Here is an 18,502-nt window from a genome sequence, read left to right on the forward strand (position 1 = left end):
GATTATTTGCCTCCCTTACGTAGGCGAGGGTCAAGAACGACATAAAGCATGTCAGCCAATAAGTTAAAGAACAGCATGAATAGCGTCATGATCAGTAGCTGGCCCTGAAGAACTTGATAGTCACGAGCTTTAATCGCATTGAAAAGCACTGAACCTAAACCTGGGTAGTTGAAGATGATTTCGATGATCAACTGACCACCAATCGCCATACCTAGCGCCATGGATAAGGCGGTTACACTAGGTAGTAAGGCATTTCGTGCTGCGTAATTGAAGACTACACGGTTTTCACTTAAGCCCTTACCTTTGGCCATTGTGATGTAGTCTTCTGCAAGTAGGTTGATCATGTTGTTACGCATGTTGACAAGGAAACCGCCGATTTGGACTACAGACGCACAGAAAAGAGGGAGGACAGCGTGGTAAGCCACATCTTTAATGAATGCCCAGCTCGTCCAATCTGGAGATGTGCCTGCTGTATAAGCGTAGCCAGTCGGGAACCACTTCAAGCCAATCGCGAAAATAAACATCGCAATCATGGCAATGACGACTTGTGGTACGGCTTGAATGATGAGCATGCCCGGTGTGATGAATGCGTCGTATTTGCTACCGCGCTTCCAAGCTGCGTAGATACCCAGAATAGAGCCGATCGAGAAAGATAGGATGACCGCTGTACCCGCAAGGAACAGTGACCAACCAAAGGCACTGCCTAGCAAGTCATTAACAGCGAGTGGGTAAAACTGGATTGAGGTGCCCAGTTCCCAACTGAGTATATTCTTCATGTAGGCGATGTACTGGACAAAGAGTCCACCATCGACAAAGCCCAGTAGTTCTTTCATGGCGGCAATGCGCTCAGGCGTCACCTGGACAGATGCGTTAGCAAACATCATGGTGACCGGATCACCCGGCATTGCACGCGGAATAATAAAATTAAGTGTCGCGGCAACTAAAAGTGCGACAAAGTAAAATGACAAACGTCTTAAAAAATAACCCATAACTTACACCTTACTCACCCAGATTTTCCCTGTTTCTGGTTTCAGGTCGCTCCTAGCGAAAGTCAAAATTGAGAGCGAACAATCCCCTGACGACTGGCGCCACACTTTAATAGGTCAAAGCTTTTGGGGATAAGGCGGCGCACGGAATGTACGCCGCATAGATAGAACGCTTACTTAACTGGTTTTAGGTCCAGAACGTGAAGTAGACGCTCAGGGATACCAGCCCAAATGTTTGGACGGCCCTTCGGATTTTCTTCATTCCACCAACCAGTGAAGCGAGTTGTGTTGTATTGATACATGTAAGCACCAGACATCACAGGTACAGTCACTTGATCTGCGGCAATGATTTGCTGGATGCCGTGAGCAATTTCTAGCTGCTCGTTTTTATCAGCTGTTTTGTAGAAGCTGTTAAGTAGGCCATCTAGCTGGTCATTTTTGTAGAAGTGCATGGCAAAGCGAGGCATGCCATCACCAGATTGCAATGCTGAGTTATAAGCACTGTTCCAGTACGTGTATGGATCCGCACCATGGAAGTAGTTGGTGTACGAGACGTCGTAGCTACCTTCCAGCATTGCTTGGTTATACACAGAGAAATCTGGTGTACGAGCTTTGGCTTTGATGCCCACTTCAGCGAGCTGTTCTACCGCTAGCTGAACAGTGTTGTTGAAGTCTGTCCAACCGTTTGGTGATTGAATCAGAAGCTCAAATGATTTACCTGATGGCGTGTCTACGAAGCCATCTTTATTGACATCTTTGAAGCCCGCTTTGTTTAGCAGCTCTTTTGCACCTTCAACATTGTAGGTGTTGTACGCTTTGTACTTGTTGTGAACATCTTCGTCAGACCAAGCTTCAAATGCGTAGCCAAGACCTGAAGCAAAGTCGTTCACTGTACCGCCACCGTAGTAAGCAATATCAATGATGGTCTGACGATCCAGTGCCATAGAGAACGCGCGACGGAAATCAACATTGTTCAATGCTTCATGCTTAGCGGCATCTGGGTTCTTGAAGTTGATGACGAATGCCTGAGTACCCGCTGGCGGATACCAGTATTGGTGGCTAGGGCTTGAAGCTGCATATGTACGGTCAATATCTGGAATGAAAGATGACGTCCAATCCATTTCGCCGTTAACCACTTTACCTAGGAACTGATCGTTGTTCGCGATTTGAGGCACACGAAGACAATCTACTTCTAAGTTGTCTGCATCCCAGTAGTTCGGGTTACGACACTGAATGTACAGTTGCGCTGTAAAGGTATCGATTTCAGTGAACGGGCCGGAACCTACAGGGTTTTCGTTAGTGAAGGTCGCTGGGTTTTTAACATCCTTCCAAATATGCTCAGGAACAACTGGCACCTTAGCAATTTCGTAAGGAACGTTAGAGTTCGCTTCCGTTAGGCGGAATTTGACTTGGTAGTCGTTCAGTTTTTCAACACCAGCCACCCAAGAGTTGATACCACTTTGGTCTAGTTCTGGCTTCTCTTTTACTAGGTTAAAAGAGTAAACAACGTCATTAGCATCAAAGGTTTCGCCATCTGACCATTTCACGCCTTTACGAATATCGAAAGTAACGCTCATTAGGTCATCAGACATCTTGAAGCTTTCAGCCAAACGGAATACAGGAGTGTTACCATGCATTTCATTAAACACAACAAGAGGCTCGTATAAGAAGTCTGTTGTTGTGTGAAGGTTAGTGGCACCTAAATACGGGTTAAAGTTACGTACAAAAGTGGTGAATTCTTTAGGGTGTACTGTTAGTTCACTGCGTTCAGCGGCGGTAGCGACAGAAGTAAATCCTGTTGTCGCTGCAGCAATAATTGCTGTTGCTAGTGTTGTTCTTTTAATGTTGGCAAGCATAGCTGTTCCTTACTATTTGCTTTCATTTCACTTATGGAATTGAATGTCATCAACTGATGGACACTCCCTAAAACCTACCTCAAGTATTATTTCACCATGCCGGAGGAGCAGGGAAATTGAGTGGCCTGTAGGCCTTAGGCAAGTTAAGAAAACACCTTTACGTTAAATTTGGCAATTGCCTATCTCGTCAAAAACGTTAAAAAGTACCTTATTGACGTCAATAACGTTAATTGGCCCCTTTTTTAATCAACAATCGAGCTATTCCTAAATTTGAACTCACTCGCACTACCATAGCTATGACTTATTGTTTGTTAGTGTTTACTTACCTTTCTGCTCATTTATATTAGTGGTATGTAGAAACTGATAGCTATATGAGATCATTATCACTAGTCTTTATCAAGGTTATTTTCTTGCGGAAAATTAATTCTGCCGTCTTGTTGTGATTGTGTTCGCAAACTGAGTTCTTTTCTTCTAGATAACGCTAAATAGGCGGTTTTTAAGTGGCTCTCCCGATGTAATTAGCGTGTCTTAGCGGAGCCTAAATCAGGTTGTTTTCTATTGTGTAAAAACTTTATAAGGCTAAAAAGTGCAGCGGGCTATTGATGGGACAGAGCCATTTATAGAAAGGTAGCGAGAGACAAAATAAAACCCGCTTAAAGCGGGTTTATATGGAATATGGGGGCTACTTAGCTGGTTAGGAGATGTTGCAGCTTATCGCGAAGGCTCTCAATATGAGTGCGCTCTGGGCTCATTTCTTTACAGTGTTCAAGGATGTACTCAAGAGAACTCAGTACCGTTCGCCAGCGCGGTGTTTTTGGTAACGTTTCGACTCGCAGGTATTTGTCCAGAGTCCGAGTCTGTAAGGTGCTACGGTCGAGGTACACACGCCATAACCCGCTTTGCTCTGCGAAAGCAAACTTGCTTTGACCAGTAACGCTTTCCCAATAAGTTAGCGCACTTGTCATTGCATCGACTAAGACTTCACGCATGACTTCTTGCTTGGATTTGCTGTCAGTGGTAGCCCGATCGGCTAACCGCGTAAACTCTCCACCTAACTCTTTTAACTCTTGCAGTTTGGCCTTATCCCCTTCAAACGCGTAGCTGGAAAGGGCTTCAACCGCGGTTTCTAGGTTATTGATCCGCGCGGCATTGACACTGCCCCCCACGTTAAAGATGTACATGGATTTGAGTCCAGAGCCTTCTGGAAGTTTGAGAATGTCTGCGGACAAGTGCTGGCGGACATCTTCGACATAAACATCAATGACGCCACAGTAGTGCGGTTGTTCGACGTTAAGGAATTTTGGTGCAATCAACTCATCTGCATTGGAGCGGCGTAATTGTTCTGTGGTGCGTTTAAATAGGCGAGACGCAGCATCATTGGTGAAGCGGATTTTATTGTCGTCACGTACGCAGATAATCGCTTCTGGTGCGGATTCCAATTGTTCCAATAAACGCCCCTGAGTTTCCAGTAAACTAGCTTCAACCATGGCGCGCTGCTTAAGCTCAGTTTGTAGTTGCTGGTTTTCAATCCGACGCTGTTCAGCTTTGCTCGCGGTCAAATGTGCTGTAATCCGTGCGGCGAGCTCTTGTTTGTTAAAAGGTTTTGATAAGTAGTCATTGGCTCCGGCTTCGAAACCTCGAACTCTGTCATCGGGCTGATTCAATGCTGTGAGCATGATGACGGGGAGCTGAGCATGATCATAGTCTTTACGCAACACTTCACACACCTGATAGCCACTCATTCCCGGCATCATGATATCGAGTAGCATCAGTTCTGGTTTTTCATGAACAACGGATTCAACGGCTTCTTCGCCATTTTTCGCGGTGCGTACTCGGTAGCCTTCGAGGCGAAGGAAGCTGTCTAAGACACGCAGATTGACCGGTTCATCATCGACCACTAACAGCAATGGCCCGTCAGGATTTTCCGGTAAATTTGAGCCTTCGATTATTTCTAGGTCACTGTTTTCAGGAGCAATGAAATGCGCGCCTTCGATATGGCTTGCGAGGCCTATCTGCTCGGTTGAGGCGATTGGCAAAGTGAAACTAAAGGTCGTACCAACCATAGGTTGGCTGCTGACGTAGAGCGTGCCTTGCATCAAATCAATCAACTGACGGCTGATAGATAGACCAAGGCCGGCTCCTTGGCGATAACGGCTACTATCACTGCCAGCCTGAATCAAGGGTTCAAAAATGTGTTCAAGCTGCTCAGCAGGGATCCCCTGACCAGTATCTACCACCTGAACGCGGATGTTATCATCGACCTGTGTGGCGGAAATAACGATTTTGCCTTCACTGGTGTATTTGATGGCGTTACCAACGAGGTTGTATAGCACTTGCTCTAAGCGTTGAGGGTCGGCGCATACCCATAGCGGATCGTTAGGAACCTGATTAATGATGCGAATGGGTTTGTTACCCACTAAGTGAGTCGACAGTTCGAGCACCAAGCGTGTTGCACCGGAGATGTCCACTGCTCGGGTTTCGATATCGAGATTACCGTAACGCATTTTGTGGTAATCAAGCAGGTCATCAACCAAGGTGGCCAAGCGTTGGCCGCTACTGATGATGATATCGAGCTGGTACTTGTGATCCGCGGTAATTGGCCCATTGGCGCCGGAGATTAGCGCTTCTGCGATACCTACCATGCCATGGAGTGGAGTTCGCAATTCATGAGAGGTGGTGGCGAGGAACTCATCTTTGAGTTTGTTCGCCAATTGCAGCTCGTCATTTTGCTTTTGGATCAGCTTTAGGTTGCTTTCCAGCTCTTCATTTTGCTGTTTTATGAGCAGTATTTTGTCGCGAATGGAGCGTTGCATGCGCTCAAAGCTGATGGCCAGTCGGCCTATCTCATCTTTTCGCTCTGTATTGATGATGTCTGTATCGAGATCGCCAGCCGAGACTTTTTCTGCCGCCCACGTCAGCTTCAACAAAGGCGCGGTAATAAAATTAGACAAGTAATGGGACGCGGCAACCACCAGTACAATTGCACATAGCATGGCAAATACGAACAGAGTTTCGAGTTGGTGGACGCGTGCAAAAGCTTCTTTTTCTGGCACTTCTACCACAATGGCCCAGTCGACACCTTTAAACGAAATCGGACTGTAAGCCGCGATGGTCGCCTCTCCTAGCGTGTTTGTGTATGTTCCAACATCGGTTTTTCCTTCCAATGCTAAATCAACAACTTCGCGGCTCTTATCGATGTCTTTTTGCTCATAAGCCATGGTTCTTGATTTATGGTCAGCGCCGACCAGCAAGGTTTTCATTGCTGAAGCGTTGTTGGTATCTGCTATTAGCTTAGTGATGCCATTATTTGGTAAACGGAACATGGCATAGCTGTGAAGATAACCTTGCTGAACGATGGGAGCACCGAGCCAAGCGACAGGTTTACCTCTGTCCATCTCAAAGTCTGAAATGATCACCGGTGTGTAATCTTCATTGGATTTACGCTTTTCAGTAACCTGAGTTTTCAGCTTGTGGAAGGTTCTGCCTAGATTGGTATCACGAAAGCGGCCAGTCAGCAGATTGGTGCCGTAGTTGTCGTGTTTAAAGATGGAGTAGGTGACGTTACCTTCTAAATCAACCAGCAAAGCGTCGTCAAAGTCTGAGCGTTTGAGCAGTTCTAGATAGGCTCTGTGATAGCGTTTATGCAGCAGTCGATATCGCTCCGTACCGGTATAAACATTGGACTGAGGCAGTATTGAGGTTTTGATCTGATCGCCTGAGCCAGGAATGTAACGCCGCTGAGCGTACTCGCGCGCCTGAGCCATATCCAGTCCTAAGCTGCGAAACGCATTGACTAAGCCGTAGAAACGCCCGCCACTGGCATAAGCCAGTTCAGAGCGAACAAAGCCCATCACTTCCGATTCTTTGGCGTACATGTAGTCAGTGACTTGTTGCTGTTTACTGTCTCGTACGGACATTAAGTGTGAAGTACTTTGCTCCTGTAAATCTTTGGTATGAGACTGGAGGAAAAAGATCGCGATGATCGTGAGTGGCGTAATACTCAATACAAGAAATGCCAGCATTAAAGTGTGTTGCAGGCGCTTAAATCTTTGTTTTCGGTACAACTTAAACATGAGCTAACTAGACTTTCCGTAATGAGGGCAGGCAATAACATGCCCAGTAAAAAACGTGACTATCCTAGAATGACAAAATTAACGAGTTTTTTTACTTTGACAAGTAAGTCTGAGTTAAAGCGTGGATGAATGCGCAATTTTTGCTGAAGGAGAGAAGCAGAGCCCGATATGAAGCGCTATATTGGGCTGAATGACTATTTTTTTGCGTAGTATATTGCGAACTTATTGGTCTTATTTAGCGTCTCACAATTACCAAATGCTTGCTGAATAATAGGTGGATACTTGAGAAAGCTATTGGCAACGATAAGTAGCTGACCACCCGAGCTTTGGTGTTTTGGTGCTTCGGCTAACAAAGTTTCGGTCGCACTGTAGCTGGTATCCAAACCCGCATGAAAAGGTGGGTTACTGATAATAAATTGATAGTCTTGGCTGGTATCAGAATAAATGTCTGAAGCAAATACTCGTCCTTTTAGACCGTTGGCTGCTAAGGTTGCTTTGCTGGATTCGACCGCCAGTGCACTGATATCGCACATTTCGAGTTCAATCTCAGCATTGAGCGTTGCCATGACAGAACCAATCACTCCAGCCCCACAGCCAAAATCTAATACTTTCCCTGACAGCGCGGGCAGGGTATCTAACAGCAATTGGCTACCAATATCGAACTGACCATGACTGAATACCCCAGGTAAGCTTTTGATCGTCAGTTCATGCCCTTGGTAGCTGACCTGATAGTGTTTAAACCAATCATTAAGATTAAAGTCTGCAGGTTGCTCAAGACATTGCCCCCAGTAAAAAGAACAACGTCTTGCGGAGTCGAACTTATTGATTGGCCCGTAGGGTTTAAACATCTTTTCAATGCTTTTTACACCTGAGCGATTTTCACCGACAACGACAACTTCAGTCTCTGGGCCTAGTTTAGCCAACAACATAGCCAGCAAAAACTCGGCTTCGGCTTTTGCTTTTGGCCAGTACAGTAGGATCATGTCGGCTTGAGTCTGGTCAGTAAACTCAGCGCCAAACACAGTTGTTACTTGGGGGGTAGACTCTAATTGACGGTAGTAACCATAGTTGGTGGTAAACACGGTGACAGATTCACAGTGTTTGCTGAGCTCTACTGGGAACAGGTCTTCTGACTCCCCAGCAACAAGAACATGTTTACCTTTAAAGTAGGCGAGTTGTCGTTGTGCAATTTGGCTCGGTGCAATATAGGCAGACATAATGGACTCTGGCTGAAAAAAGACGGGGGATTTTCGCATAATCCTCCGCATTCTTGAAGTTTTCCTGCTTCCTAGATCTTAGTTTTGATCTTGTTCATCGAGGAAATCCTGAAATTCTTCTTCATAAATATTAAACAGCACCATGGTAATGGCGAAGATCAAAGGGCCGTAGATCAATCCAATCAAGCCAAATAAGTGAAGACCGCCTAATAGAGAGAAGAAGATCATCAGAGTGTTCATTCCTGCGCTGCCTTGCATTAACAATGGTCTGAGCAGGTTATCAATTGAACCAACGACAGCGACACTCCAAATAGTAAGGAAAATCGCCCAAGTTGTATATCCAGTCAAGAACAGGTAGGCCGCCGCAGGTATCCAAATCAATGCGGTGCCGACTACAGGAATAAAGGAGGCAAAGCCCATCATCGTACCCCAGAACAGCCCAGGGAAACCAGCGAGCCACATACCGATACCGCCAGCAAGACCTTGCGCGATTGCGGTTAGAAATGAGCCCATTACGGCAGATTTGGACACTTGCTCAACTTCATCCAGCAATTTGTCTTCTTGGCTGCGAGACAGTGGCAGGATATGACGAATCTCGGCAATGATTTTGTCGTGGTCACGGAGTAAGAAGAACAAAACAAACAACATCAGGAAGAAGTTGAGTAGGAAGTTCGTCGCATCGCCAAGAATTTTTGCACTGATACCGACTAAGTTCGAGCCAAATGAGGTGGCGAACTGAGCCACTTTCTGACCGATTTCCTGAGGTTGAATCTCATCAAAAGGTAAGTAGGTATTAATGATAGACAAACCTTTTACTACCCATGGATGTTCGAACAGGGCTTGGATGCCACCGTGGGTCACCCACTGGTAGACGTTTTGTGAGAATGCTGAACCTTGTTGGACAATGGCGGCGAAAACAAAAAGAAGAGGCAGCACTATGATGACGGTGAGTAAGGTACAAGACAGCAACGACGCGATGTTTCTATGATTCGGCATTCGGTTTTCGATCCACTCATGGATAGGAAACATCAGCAGAGAAATGATAAACGCCATCACAATTGAGTTTATGTAAGGCTCAACTAATAAAAAGCAGGCAAAGCCAGCAGCAAGTAGCGCAACAATCAATACCCAATGGCTGGAAGTTATTTTGAGTTTTTCTGACACGTTTGTTGTCCAATTATTCATCGTGATAGAAGTATAATGGCTGTAAATTACTGAGTCTTCAACGCAAAATCAAAATGTTATCAGCGGAGGGAAAAAACTATGGGATGCTGCAATGATGATAAGTCCTGTTGTGGAAGCGCGAAACCTAAGCGGAAAATTCCTTGGTTTTCACTGATTCTTGTTCTGCTGGTCGTTTTAGTCGTATTTAACTGGCAATAAAAAAGGCTGCATGCGCAGCCTTTTGTTATTTATTACAACGATGAATTATGCTTCTTTGGCTAGAATTGCAAAGCAGCGATCAGCCGCTTCTAATGTCGCTTCAATTTCTTTACTGCCGTGTGCTAGCGAAGTGAAACTCGCTTCAAATGCCGAAGGTGCTAAGTAAACACCATGTTCTAGCATTAGGTGGAAGAAGCGTTTAAAGCGTTCGATATCGCATTTAGTGACGTCTTCGTAACACGTGATTTCTTCTTGTTCCGTAAAGAAGAAGCCAAACATGCCACCCACTTGATTCACGACCATTGGAATACCGTGTTGCTCAGCAAGAGATTTAAAGTCATCAGCCAATTGTTTGGTTTTTGAAGCGAGGCGTTTTTCGTTACCTTCTTCTTTTAATAGGCTTAAACAAGCGTAACCTGCAGCCATCGCTACTGGGTTGCCAGACAGCGTACCTGCCTGATAAACCGGACCTGTTGGCGCGATGTATTGCATCACGTCTTTACGACCGCCAAAGGCCCCCACTGGCATACCACCACCGATGACTTTACCTAGTGTCGTGATATCTGGCTTGATATTGTAATGACCTTGAGCACCGCCTAAAGCGACACGGAAACCTGTCATGACTTCATCAAAGATCAGCAGTGCGCCTTCTTCATCACAGATTTGACGTAGGCCTTCGTGGAAACCAGCAACTGGTGGGATACAGTTCATATTGCCCGCGACGGGTTCAACGATGATACAAGCGATTTCGCCTTTATTGGCAGCAAACAGCTCGCGAACAGAATCCAAGTCATTAAACGTGGCTGTTAGCGTGTGCTTAGCAAAGTCTGCAGGAACACCTGGAGAGCTCGGCTGACCAAGCGTAAGTGCACCGGAACCTGCTTTTACCAGCAAGCTGTCTGCATGACCGTGGTAGCAGCCTTCAAACTTGATGATTTTGTCTCTGTTGGTAAAACCACGTGCGAGACGAATGGCACTCATAGTAGCTTCTGTACCTGAGCTGACCATTCTGACTTGTTCCATTGATGGCACGAGTTCAGAGACCAGCTCAGCCATTTGGATTTCCATTTCAGTTGGTGCACCAAAGCTTAGACCACGCTGCGCTGCTTCAATCACCGCTTCGCGAATGACTGCGTGGTTATGGCCAAGGATCATCGGGCCCCAAGAGCCAACATAATCAATGTAAGCTTTACCATCAGCATCGAAAATCAACGGGCCATCTGCGCGTTCTACAAAGATAGGTGCACCGCCAACGCCGTTGAAAGCACGTACTGGAGAGTTAACGCCACCAGGAATAGTCTGTTGTGCTTTTTCGTAAAGCTCTGCTGATTTGGTCATGGATATATCCTCTTTTGATTGCTCGGACCAATTTGGCTGGCATTGTACCTGTCGATTCCTATTCAAGAAAACGCTTTGCGCCACATTATGGGCAGTTTTCCATCAAGAAAGCGGAGTTTTTATGAAAAAAATCCACGAAAGGTGGTGAATACTTGAACGGATAACTCAGGTATTAGATAATGGAGCGATTATAGAAAGATGATTTATCCAAAACTGTGCACAGTGATTGGATTTACATGAGTGAGAGAGGTCATCGTGAGCGAACTAAATATCCCACTAACATTTTCAGATGCAGCGGCACAACGTGTTGGCGCACTAATCGCTGAAGAAGAAAATCCAAACCTGAAGTTGCGTGTTTACATTACGGGTGGGGGCTGTAGCGGCTTTCAGTATGGCTTCACATTCGATGAGAGTGTCAATGACGGCGATACGACGATTGTAAACAGTGGCGTAACGCTTGTGGTTGATCCAATGAGCCTACAATATCTTGTTGGTGGTCAGGTGGATTACACCGAGGGTTTGGAAGGTTCACGTTTCTTCGTAAATAACCCTAATGCGACAACAACTTGTGGCTGTGGTGCTTCATTTAGTGTCTAAATTAAAAGTCAAATTTGCAGAGCCGCGCTAAGTCGCGGCTTTTTCTTTTCTGCCAAATATCTATGCAACCAGGTCAGAACTGAGACCTCGGCTAAATTACTGTCCAACTGTATTTTATTTTTTATTGGTTAATTTATATCCTGAGCTTATAAGAGTTGGTGCTTTTACTCAGCAAGGGATTGTTATGGGCAGATTTTCACTATTCCGTTTTCTCGCGGTCAGACCCTACATTGTTTCACTCGTTATTATTCTCATTTTATCGATTTGGCTCGGCCTTGGCACACTTAAAGCGGACGATGGTCAGCCTGAGCATCAACAAGAGGTTGTGCCATTGGCGAAAGTGGCCTTTCAGACTTTTACTGCTCAAAGTACCCATAAATCCATCGACTTATACGGCAGAACCGCACCAGAAAAACAGGCCAAGCTCGGCGCAGAGATCGCGGGAAAAATCGTTGAGTTAAAAGTACGTAAAGGATATAGCGTCAAGCAGGGACAAGTCATTGCTTTGATTGATAAAGGGGGTTTGGAGATCCAGCTTGAGCGTGCCAAGGCCATGCTTAAAGTGCGTGAGAAAGAATACAAGGCGGCTCAGTCACTTAAAGATAAAGGATTACAGGGTGAGGTGGCTTTCAGTAATGCGCAGGCAGCCTTAGTTGAAGCCAAAGCAATGGTGAGCAATGCCAAGATTGCTCTGAGAAATACAGCGGTCACGGCACCATTTAGCGGCATTGTCGACAGTTTAGATATCGAACTCGGTGATTTTGTTGGCGTTGGTGATCCGGTCGCTAGTTTGATTGACCTCAGTCAGATAGTGATTGAAGCCGATGTGAGCGAGCGGCATATCCAAGACCTCACGCTAAACCAGCCTGCGTCAGTCAGTTTTATTGGTGGCGAAAAAGTCGAGGGTAAGGTTCGTTACATTTCTCGGATTTCTTCAGCTTCAACCAATACTTTTCCGATAGAAATTATTCTGCCTAATCCACAGCAAAAAATTCCTGCAGGGATCAGTGCCGAAGTGGAGCTCAATCTTAAGCAGCAACTGGCGGTGAAAGTGACTCCAGCAATGTTGGCCTTGGATGAATCTGGCAATTTAGGAGTTAAAACGCTTGTTGAAAAACGAGTGCATTTTATTCCGATTCAGCTAGTAAAAGCGGAGCAGGACGGCGTGTGGCTAACAGGGTTGGGTGAGCAGGTCAGTATTATCACCACCGGGCAAGGCTTTGTGCGAGACGGCGATCAAGTGATCGCTGTCGAGCAGCAATAGTAAGGAGTCATTATGTACGCCTTAATAGATGCAGCCTTATCCCGTACCCGTACCATGCTGGTGCTATTGGTCTTCGTCCTGATAGCTGGTGTAATGACTTATCTGACGGTACCGAAAGAATCCAGCCCAGATATTACCATTCCAATTATCTATGTATCCGTGGGGCATCAGGGGATTTCACCTACCGATGCTGAACGTCTCTTGGTTCGCCCAATCGAGCAAGAGTTGCGTTCAATTGAAGGGGTTAAGGAAATGACCTCAACCGCTTCTGAAGGACATGCTTCCGTGCAGTTGGAATTCAGTGTCGGTGTGGATCTGAATAAAGCCATGGCGGATGTGAGAGAAGCGGTTGATTTAGCGAAGCCAAAATTACCAGAAGACAGTGATGAGCCGACGGTCAATGAGGTAACGTTCGCTTCCGAAGAGCCAGCGCTGACGGTGGTTTTGTATGGTACGGTGCCCGAGCGCACCATAGTGCAAATAGCCCGTCAACTCCGAGATAAGCTGGAGAGTTTCCGTCAGATCTTAGAAGTCGATATCGCTGGTGATAGGGAAGACATTGTCGAGATCATTGTTGACCCTTTATTGATGGAAAGCTACGGATTAGACCAAGCGGATATCTATAATCTGATTGCCCTCAATAACCGCGTCGTGGCGGCAGGCTTTGTTGACACCGGTTATGGCCGCTTCTCGGTAAAAGTCCCATCGGTATTTGATTCGTTGAAAGATGTTCTTGAGTTGCCAGTTAAGGTCGACGGGAAACAAGTGATCACTTTTGGTGATGTGGCAACGGTGCGCAGGGCGTTTCGCGACCCTGAAAGCTATGCACGTCTTGATGGTAAATCTGCGATTGTTTTGGATGTAAAAAAGCGAGCGGGTGAAAATATTATTGAGACTGTCGCTTTGATCAAGCAGGTGATGGAGGAAGGTCAAAAGCGCGCCGACTGGCCGAACAATTTGCAAGTGAAATACACTTGGGATCAGTCTAAAGACGTCAAAATGATGCTCAATGATCTACAAAACAATATTCTGTCAGCGATCATTCTGGTTGTTGTGGTGATCATCGCTATCTTGGGTGTCCGAACGGCATTATTGGTGGGCATCTCTATCCCCGGCTCATTCCTCACGGGGCTATTGGTTCTTTCTGTGTTTGGCCTGACAGTCAATATCGTGGTGCTGTTCTCGTTGATCATGGCGGTCGGTATGCTGGTGGATGGGGCGATTGTTGTCACAGAGTTTGCTGATCGCCGCATGCAAGAAGGAACGCCGCGTCGAGACGCATACCGGGATGCTGCTAAACGTATGGCATGGCCTATTACCGCATCTACCGCGACAACCTTAGCGGCATTTGCTCCGTTATTATTTTGGCCAGATATTACTGGCGAGTTTATGAAATACCTGCCTTTGACCCTGATAGCTACATTGGCAGCGTCATTGGCGATGGCATTGTTGTTTGTCCCTGTACTCGGTGGTTTGATTGGTAAGCCGCAGCATGTCACCAAACAACAACGTGAGAAAATGGTCGCTCTGCACGATGGCGACTTTTCCAAGGCCACCGGGCTGACCAAACTCTATCTTGAAACGCTTAACATCGCTTTACGCCATCCACTAAAAATTCTGTTAAGCGCGATTTTACTTGCTGTGGGAGTCGGCTTCACCTACGCCAAAGCGGGCTTAGGTGCAGAGTTTTTCCCTGAGGTAGACCCACCATTCTTTACTGTCAAAGTACGTTCTTATGGCGATCTGTCGATAAACGAAAAAGACGTCATCATGCGTGATATCGAGTCTGTCATGCTTGGTCATGATGAGTTTGAAAGCGTTTATACCAAAACGGGTGGTGACGATGAAATCGGACAGATCCAGATCACGCCCGTGGATTGGCAGTATCGGCGTAAAGTGAAAACGATTATTGATGAACTAAAGCAAACGACCGACCAATATGCTGGGGTAGAAATCGAGTACAAGTTCCCAGATGCTGGACCGCCTGTGGAGCATGATCTGGTTATTGAAATGTCGACGCGTATTCCGGGAGAACTAGATCGCGCGGCTAAAATGGTTCGTCACTGGGCAGATGCGTACCCTGCTTTCACCAATATTAGTGATACATCGAGCAAAGAAGGTATCGACTGGCAGATAGACATTCGTCGTGATGATGCCTCTCGTTTTCTCGCTGACGCAACATTGGTGGGCAATACGGTTCAGTTTGTCACCAATGGCCTTAAATTAGGGGACTACTTGCCAGATGATGCCACTGAAGAGGTCGATATTCTGGTACGTTACCCAGAAGATAAGCGTGATATTGGCCGTTTTGATCAGCTTAAAGTCAAAACCGCCGCAGGTATGGTTCCTATCACCAACTTTGCCAGCATTATTCCTGATCATAAGCAGGACACGATCCGGCGTATAGACGGGCATCGAGTGATCAATATTTTTGCCGACATGAAAGAAGGCTACAACTTAGCGCTGGAGCTGCCTAATGTTGAACAAGCACTTGCCGATCTGAACCTGCCAGATGGGGTCGAGTTTAAGATTCGTGGTCAGAATGAAGAACAGGAAAACTCCTCCGCTTTTTTACAGAAGGCATTTTTGATCGCTTTAGTGGTGATGGCGTTAATCTTGATCACTCAGTTTAATAGCTTCTATCAGGCGTTTTTGATCCTCAGTGCAGTGTTGTTCTCTACCGTGGGCGTTTTTGTCGGTTTGTTGATTTTCCAAAAGCCATTTGGCGTCATCATGTCGGGGATTGGCGTGATTGCTTTGGCGGGCATTGTGGTGAATAACAACATCGTTTTGATCGATACCTACAATCAGCTTCTCAAGCGCGGTATGGATAAGCGAGATGCGATTTTAAGGACGGGGATGCAGCGTTTACGTCCAGTTCTGTTGACTACTGTGACGACAATCCTAGGCCTGCTGCCTATGGTACTGGAAATGAACATCGACTTAATTAACCAGAAGGTTGAGTTCGGCGCTCCAAGTACCCAGTGGTGGTCGCAATTGGCAACCGCTGTTGCTGGTGGGCTGGCGTTTGCAACGGTGTTAACTTTGGTGTTGACGCCATGCTTGCTAATGCTGGGTCGACAGCACAAGGTCGAAGAAAACGCGAATATTATTGTAGAAGATTAAAAAAGCCCGCAGTAGCGGGCTTTTTCTTAAAACAATTTAACGAGTCGCGAGCAGTTCACCGTAGCGATCGAGTTTTTCGAGCCTTAACTTGGCGTTGGCGATAAAGGTGGCTTTATCTTTACCAGTTAATGATTTAGATTGCGGAAGCTTAACGGTTCTTGGGTTCTTGTGAACACCATTGACTAGGAACTCATAATGCAGGTGCGGGCCAGTCACTCGTCCTGTTCCGCCCAAAGTACCAATAGTTTGGCCTTGTTTGACACGCTGACCAGTTTTCACCGTTCGCTTGGTTAAGTGCAAGTATTTGGTGATGTAGGTATTGCTGTGTTTGATGAACACGTAATTACCGTTGAACTGGTTGTAGCTGGATTTTTGCACGATACCATCACCAGCGGCCCAAATTGGTGTTCCTACTGGGGCTGCATAGTCTGTTCCTCTGTGTGCACGTACTTTTCCTGTCACTGGGTGGCGACGGCGAGGATTAAAGTTCGAAGAGACACGGCGGAAATCCAGTGGCGAACGCAAGAAGGCTTTCTTCATTGCACGACCATTTTCATCGTAGTAGTTGCCATTCTTGTCATTGATAATCGCTTTGAAGGTATCGCCTTGGTTGGTAAAAATTGCCGCGATAATCTTACCACGTCCAACCACTTCTCCCTCTACCACTCGTTCCTGATACAGGATCTCAAAATGATCGCCTTTACGGATGTCGAGCGCGAAATCTATATCCCAACCAAAAATCCCCGCCAATTCCATAATCTGATTGGCAGTGAGGCCGGCGCCAACCCCCGCGTTCCAGAAATTAGATGTGATGTCTGCTTCTGCGTAGTTGTACTGGTAATGGACTTCTTTTTTGTCTAGCTGCGAAGTAAAACCAGTTTCAGAGCGGGTAATTAAAAAGGTTTCGTAAGCATTGAGCTGACGTTTTATCTGAACCAGTTGATCATCGGTGTCGAAACCGAACTGAAATGAGTCGCCAGGGCGGACACGCGTGAGCTGCTGTTTAATTTCCTTGCTGGTCGTGGTCAGATCATAAAGTAGACGGGAGGAGAGACCTGCGCGTTGAAAAAGCAGAGCCATGCTGTCACCAGAACCTATAGTGTGTTTCTCCCAGCGCAGCGACGCCGCCGTGTTTTCTGAATCAGAAGAGATCAACGCCTCAGCATTGATAGCAATAGGGTAATGTTCACCAACCTCATAAAGTTTCTCATCTGGTCTGAGATCTTGAGGTGATGGCAGAAACAGTGCGATGACAATCAGTGCACTAAACAAGGCGATACAGGCTCGGTGCATCCATGGAAGTCGAGCGAAAATAGACAACATTTATGTTCGTTCTAAAAAATTCAGTAAAAATAGCTAGCTGTTTAGTCTAACTGGTTTCAAAAAGCATCGCTATTCAAGTAAGATGGGAAATTACCAAATTTTTGCCAAATCTGTGGGAGTGAACAAGAATGGCGAGCATTGAAGCTGCACTGGCCGAGATTAAACGCGGCGTTGAAGAGCTAATTCCAGAAGAAGAGCTGATTGAAAAGCTGAAAGAGAATCGTCCTCTACGTATTAAGTTGGGTGCCGATCCAACCGCTCCAGACATTCACCTGGGTCACACGGTTATTTTCAATAAGCTACGCTTGTTCCAAGAGCTTGGCCATGAAGTGACGTTCCTTATCGGTGATTTTACCGCTATGGTCGGTGACCCAACGGGTAAGAACAGTACTCGTCCACCACTGAGCCGTGAAGATGTACTTCGAAATGCTGAAACTTACAAGGAACAGGTGTTTAAGATCCTTGATCCTGCGAAAACTAAGATTCAGTTCAACTCGGAATGGCTATCTGAATTAGGCGCAGAAGGCATGATCCGTCTTGCAGCGAACCAAACTGTTGCTCGCATGCTTGAACGTGATGACTTTAAAAAGCGTTACGCAGGCGGTCAGCCAATCGCTATCCATGAGTTTATGTACCCATTGCTGCAAGGTTGGGACTCCGTCGCGATGGAAACTGACGTTGAGCTAGGTGGTACCGATCAGAAGTTTAACCTACTGATGGGCCGTGAGCTGCAAAAAGCCAATGGTCAGAAGCCACAGGCGGTACTAATGATGCCACTTCTTGTTGGTCTGGACGGCGAGAAGAAAATGTCGAAGTCTGCTAACAACTACATCGGTATCAGTGAAGCGCCAAGTGAAATGTTTGGCAAGATCATGTCAATCTCAGATGATTTGATGTGGAGTTACTACGAGCTGCTGTCGTTCCGTCCTTTGGAAGAAATCGAACAGTTCAAAGCAAGTATTGCTGAAGGTAAGAACCCACGTGACATTAAAGTCTTGCTGGCAAAAGAGATCATTGCTCGCTTCCATAGCGAAGCGGATGCAGAGGCTGCCGAGCAAGAGTTCGTGAATCGTTTCGCTAAGAATCAAATTCCAGATGAAATGCCAGAGTTTGAATTTGATGAAGGCCTTCCGGTTAGCAACCTTCTGAAAGAAGCTGGCCTATGTGCGTCGACCTCTGAAGCGATGCGTATGGTAAAGCAGGGTGCTGCGAAGATTGATAGCGAGAAAGTCGCCGATTCTAAGTTTGCACCACAAGCAGGTACGTACGTATTCCAAGTTGGTAAACGTAAATTTGCTCGTATTACGATTAAGTAAGCGTCTGCTGAACATCGATAATA

Annotated in this window: 11 protein-coding genes; 4 read left to right on the forward strand and 7 right to left on the reverse strand. The window is 46.2% G+C overall.

Features of this window, described 5'->3' with window-relative positions; genetic code table 11:
- Positions 1–2: 2 nt before the first annotated feature.
- From IX95_RS19660 to hemL, 6 genes are all read right to left on the reverse strand, one after another.
- Entirely contained in the window at positions 3–989 is a 987-nt protein-coding gene (locus tag IX95_RS19660) for an ABC transporter permease (RefSeq protein ID WP_006958093.1), read from the reverse strand.
- 170 nt (positions 990–1,159) lie between these two features.
- Entirely contained in the window at positions 1,160–2,842 is a 1,683-nt protein-coding gene (locus tag IX95_RS19665) for an ABC transporter substrate-binding protein (protein ID WP_006958092.1), read from the reverse strand.
- Between the two features lie 686 nt (positions 2,843–3,528).
- A complete protein-coding gene (locus IX95_RS19670) occupies positions 3,529–6,915 on the reverse strand; it encodes a response regulator (protein ID WP_038163380.1) in 3,387 nt (1,128 codons plus the stop codon).
- 194 nt (positions 6,916–7,109) lie between these two features.
- Complete coding sequence (gene rsmC / locus IX95_RS19675) at positions 7,110–8,132, reverse strand: 16S rRNA (guanine(1207)-N(2))-methyltransferase RsmC (protein WP_038163562.1); 1,023 nt, start codon at positions 8,130–8,132, stop codon at positions 7,110–7,112.
- Between the two features lie 78 nt (positions 8,133–8,210).
- Positions 8,211–9,296 carry an AI-2E family transporter gene (locus IX95_RS19680; protein ID WP_038163383.1) on the reverse strand — a complete coding sequence of 362 codons (1,086 nt, stop codon included), beginning with the start codon at positions 9,294–9,296 and terminating at the stop codon, positions 8,211–8,213.
- A gap of 264 nt (positions 9,297–9,560) precedes the next feature.
- On the reverse strand, positions 9,561–10,853 hold the full coding sequence (gene hemL / locus IX95_RS19685; RefSeq protein ID WP_038163386.1) for a glutamate-1-semialdehyde 2,1-aminomutase: 1,293 nt from the start codon (positions 10,851–10,853) through the stop codon (positions 9,561–9,563).
- 255 nt (positions 10,854–11,108) lie between these two features.
- Here hemL and erpA point away from each other — a divergent pair, with 255 nt between their 5' ends.
- The 3 genes from erpA (at position 11,109) to IX95_RS19700 (ending at position 15,840) form a co-directional block, all read left to right on the forward strand.
- Positions 11,109–11,450, forward strand: a complete 342-nt coding sequence (gene erpA / locus IX95_RS19690) for an iron-sulfur cluster insertion protein ErpA (RefSeq protein ID WP_019276906.1) — start codon at positions 11,109–11,111, stop codon at positions 11,448–11,450.
- 184 nt (positions 11,451–11,634) lie between these two features.
- On the forward strand, positions 11,635–12,714 hold the full coding sequence (locus IX95_RS19695; protein ID WP_038163388.1) for an efflux RND transporter periplasmic adaptor subunit: 1,080 nt from the start codon (positions 11,635–11,637) through the stop codon (positions 12,712–12,714).
- 12 nt (positions 12,715–12,726) lie between these two features.
- A complete protein-coding gene (locus IX95_RS19700; protein WP_038163392.1) occupies positions 12,727–15,840 on the forward strand; it encodes an efflux RND transporter permease subunit in 3,114 nt (1,037 codons plus the stop codon).
- Positions 15,841–15,876: 36 nt separating this feature from the next.
- Here IX95_RS19700 and IX95_RS19705 read toward each other — a convergent pair whose 3' ends face one another.
- Complete coding sequence (locus tag IX95_RS19705; protein WP_006958078.1) at positions 15,877–17,163, reverse strand: peptidoglycan DD-metalloendopeptidase family protein; 1,287 nt, start codon at positions 17,161–17,163, stop codon at positions 15,877–15,879.
- A gap of 128 nt (positions 17,164–17,291) precedes the next feature.
- Here IX95_RS19705 and tyrS point away from each other — a divergent pair, with 128 nt between their 5' ends.
- A complete protein-coding gene (gene tyrS / locus IX95_RS19710; RefSeq protein ID WP_038163395.1) occupies positions 17,292–18,479 on the forward strand; it encodes a tyrosine--tRNA ligase in 1,188 nt (395 codons plus the stop codon).
- Positions 18,480–18,502: the final 23 nt, after the last annotated feature.

The sequence above is a fragment of the Vibrio sp. B183 genome (genome assembly GCF_000740665.1).
Classification (GTDB): domain Bacteria; phylum Pseudomonadota; class Gammaproteobacteria; order Enterobacterales; family Vibrionaceae; genus Vibrio; species Vibrio coralliilyticus.

Bases quoted from the DNA above. Each gene is read 5' to 3' on its own strand.
- hemL (WP_038163386.1), bottom strand. From the start codon at position 10,853: ATGACCAAATCAGCAGAGCTTTACGAAAAAGCACAACAGACTATTCCT.
- IX95_RS19670 (WP_038163380.1), bottom strand. From the start codon at position 6,915: ATGTTTAAGTTGTACCGAAAACAAAGATTTAAGCGCCTGCAACACACT.
- tyrS (WP_038163395.1), top strand. From the start codon at position 17,292: ATGGCGAGCATTGAAGCTGCACTGGCCGAGATTAAACGCGGCGTTGAA.
- rsmC (WP_038163562.1), bottom strand. From the start codon at position 8,132: ATGTCTGCCTATATTGCACCGAGCCAAATTGCACAACGACAACTCGCC.
- IX95_RS19705 (WP_006958078.1), bottom strand. From the start codon at position 17,163: ATGTTGTCTATTTTCGCTCGACTTCCATGGATGCACCGAGCCTGTATC.
- IX95_RS19700 (WP_038163392.1), top strand. From the start codon at position 12,727: ATGTACGCCTTAATAGATGCAGCCTTATCCCGTACCCGTACCATGCTG.
- IX95_RS19660 (WP_006958093.1), bottom strand. From the start codon at position 989: ATGGGTTATTTTTTAAGACGTTTGTCATTTTACTTTGTCGCACTTTTA.
- IX95_RS19695 (WP_038163388.1), top strand. From the start codon at position 11,635: ATGGGCAGATTTTCACTATTCCGTTTTCTCGCGGTCAGACCCTACATT.
- IX95_RS19665 (WP_006958092.1), bottom strand. From the start codon at position 2,842: ATGCTTGCCAACATTAAAAGAACAACACTAGCAACAGCAATTATTGCT.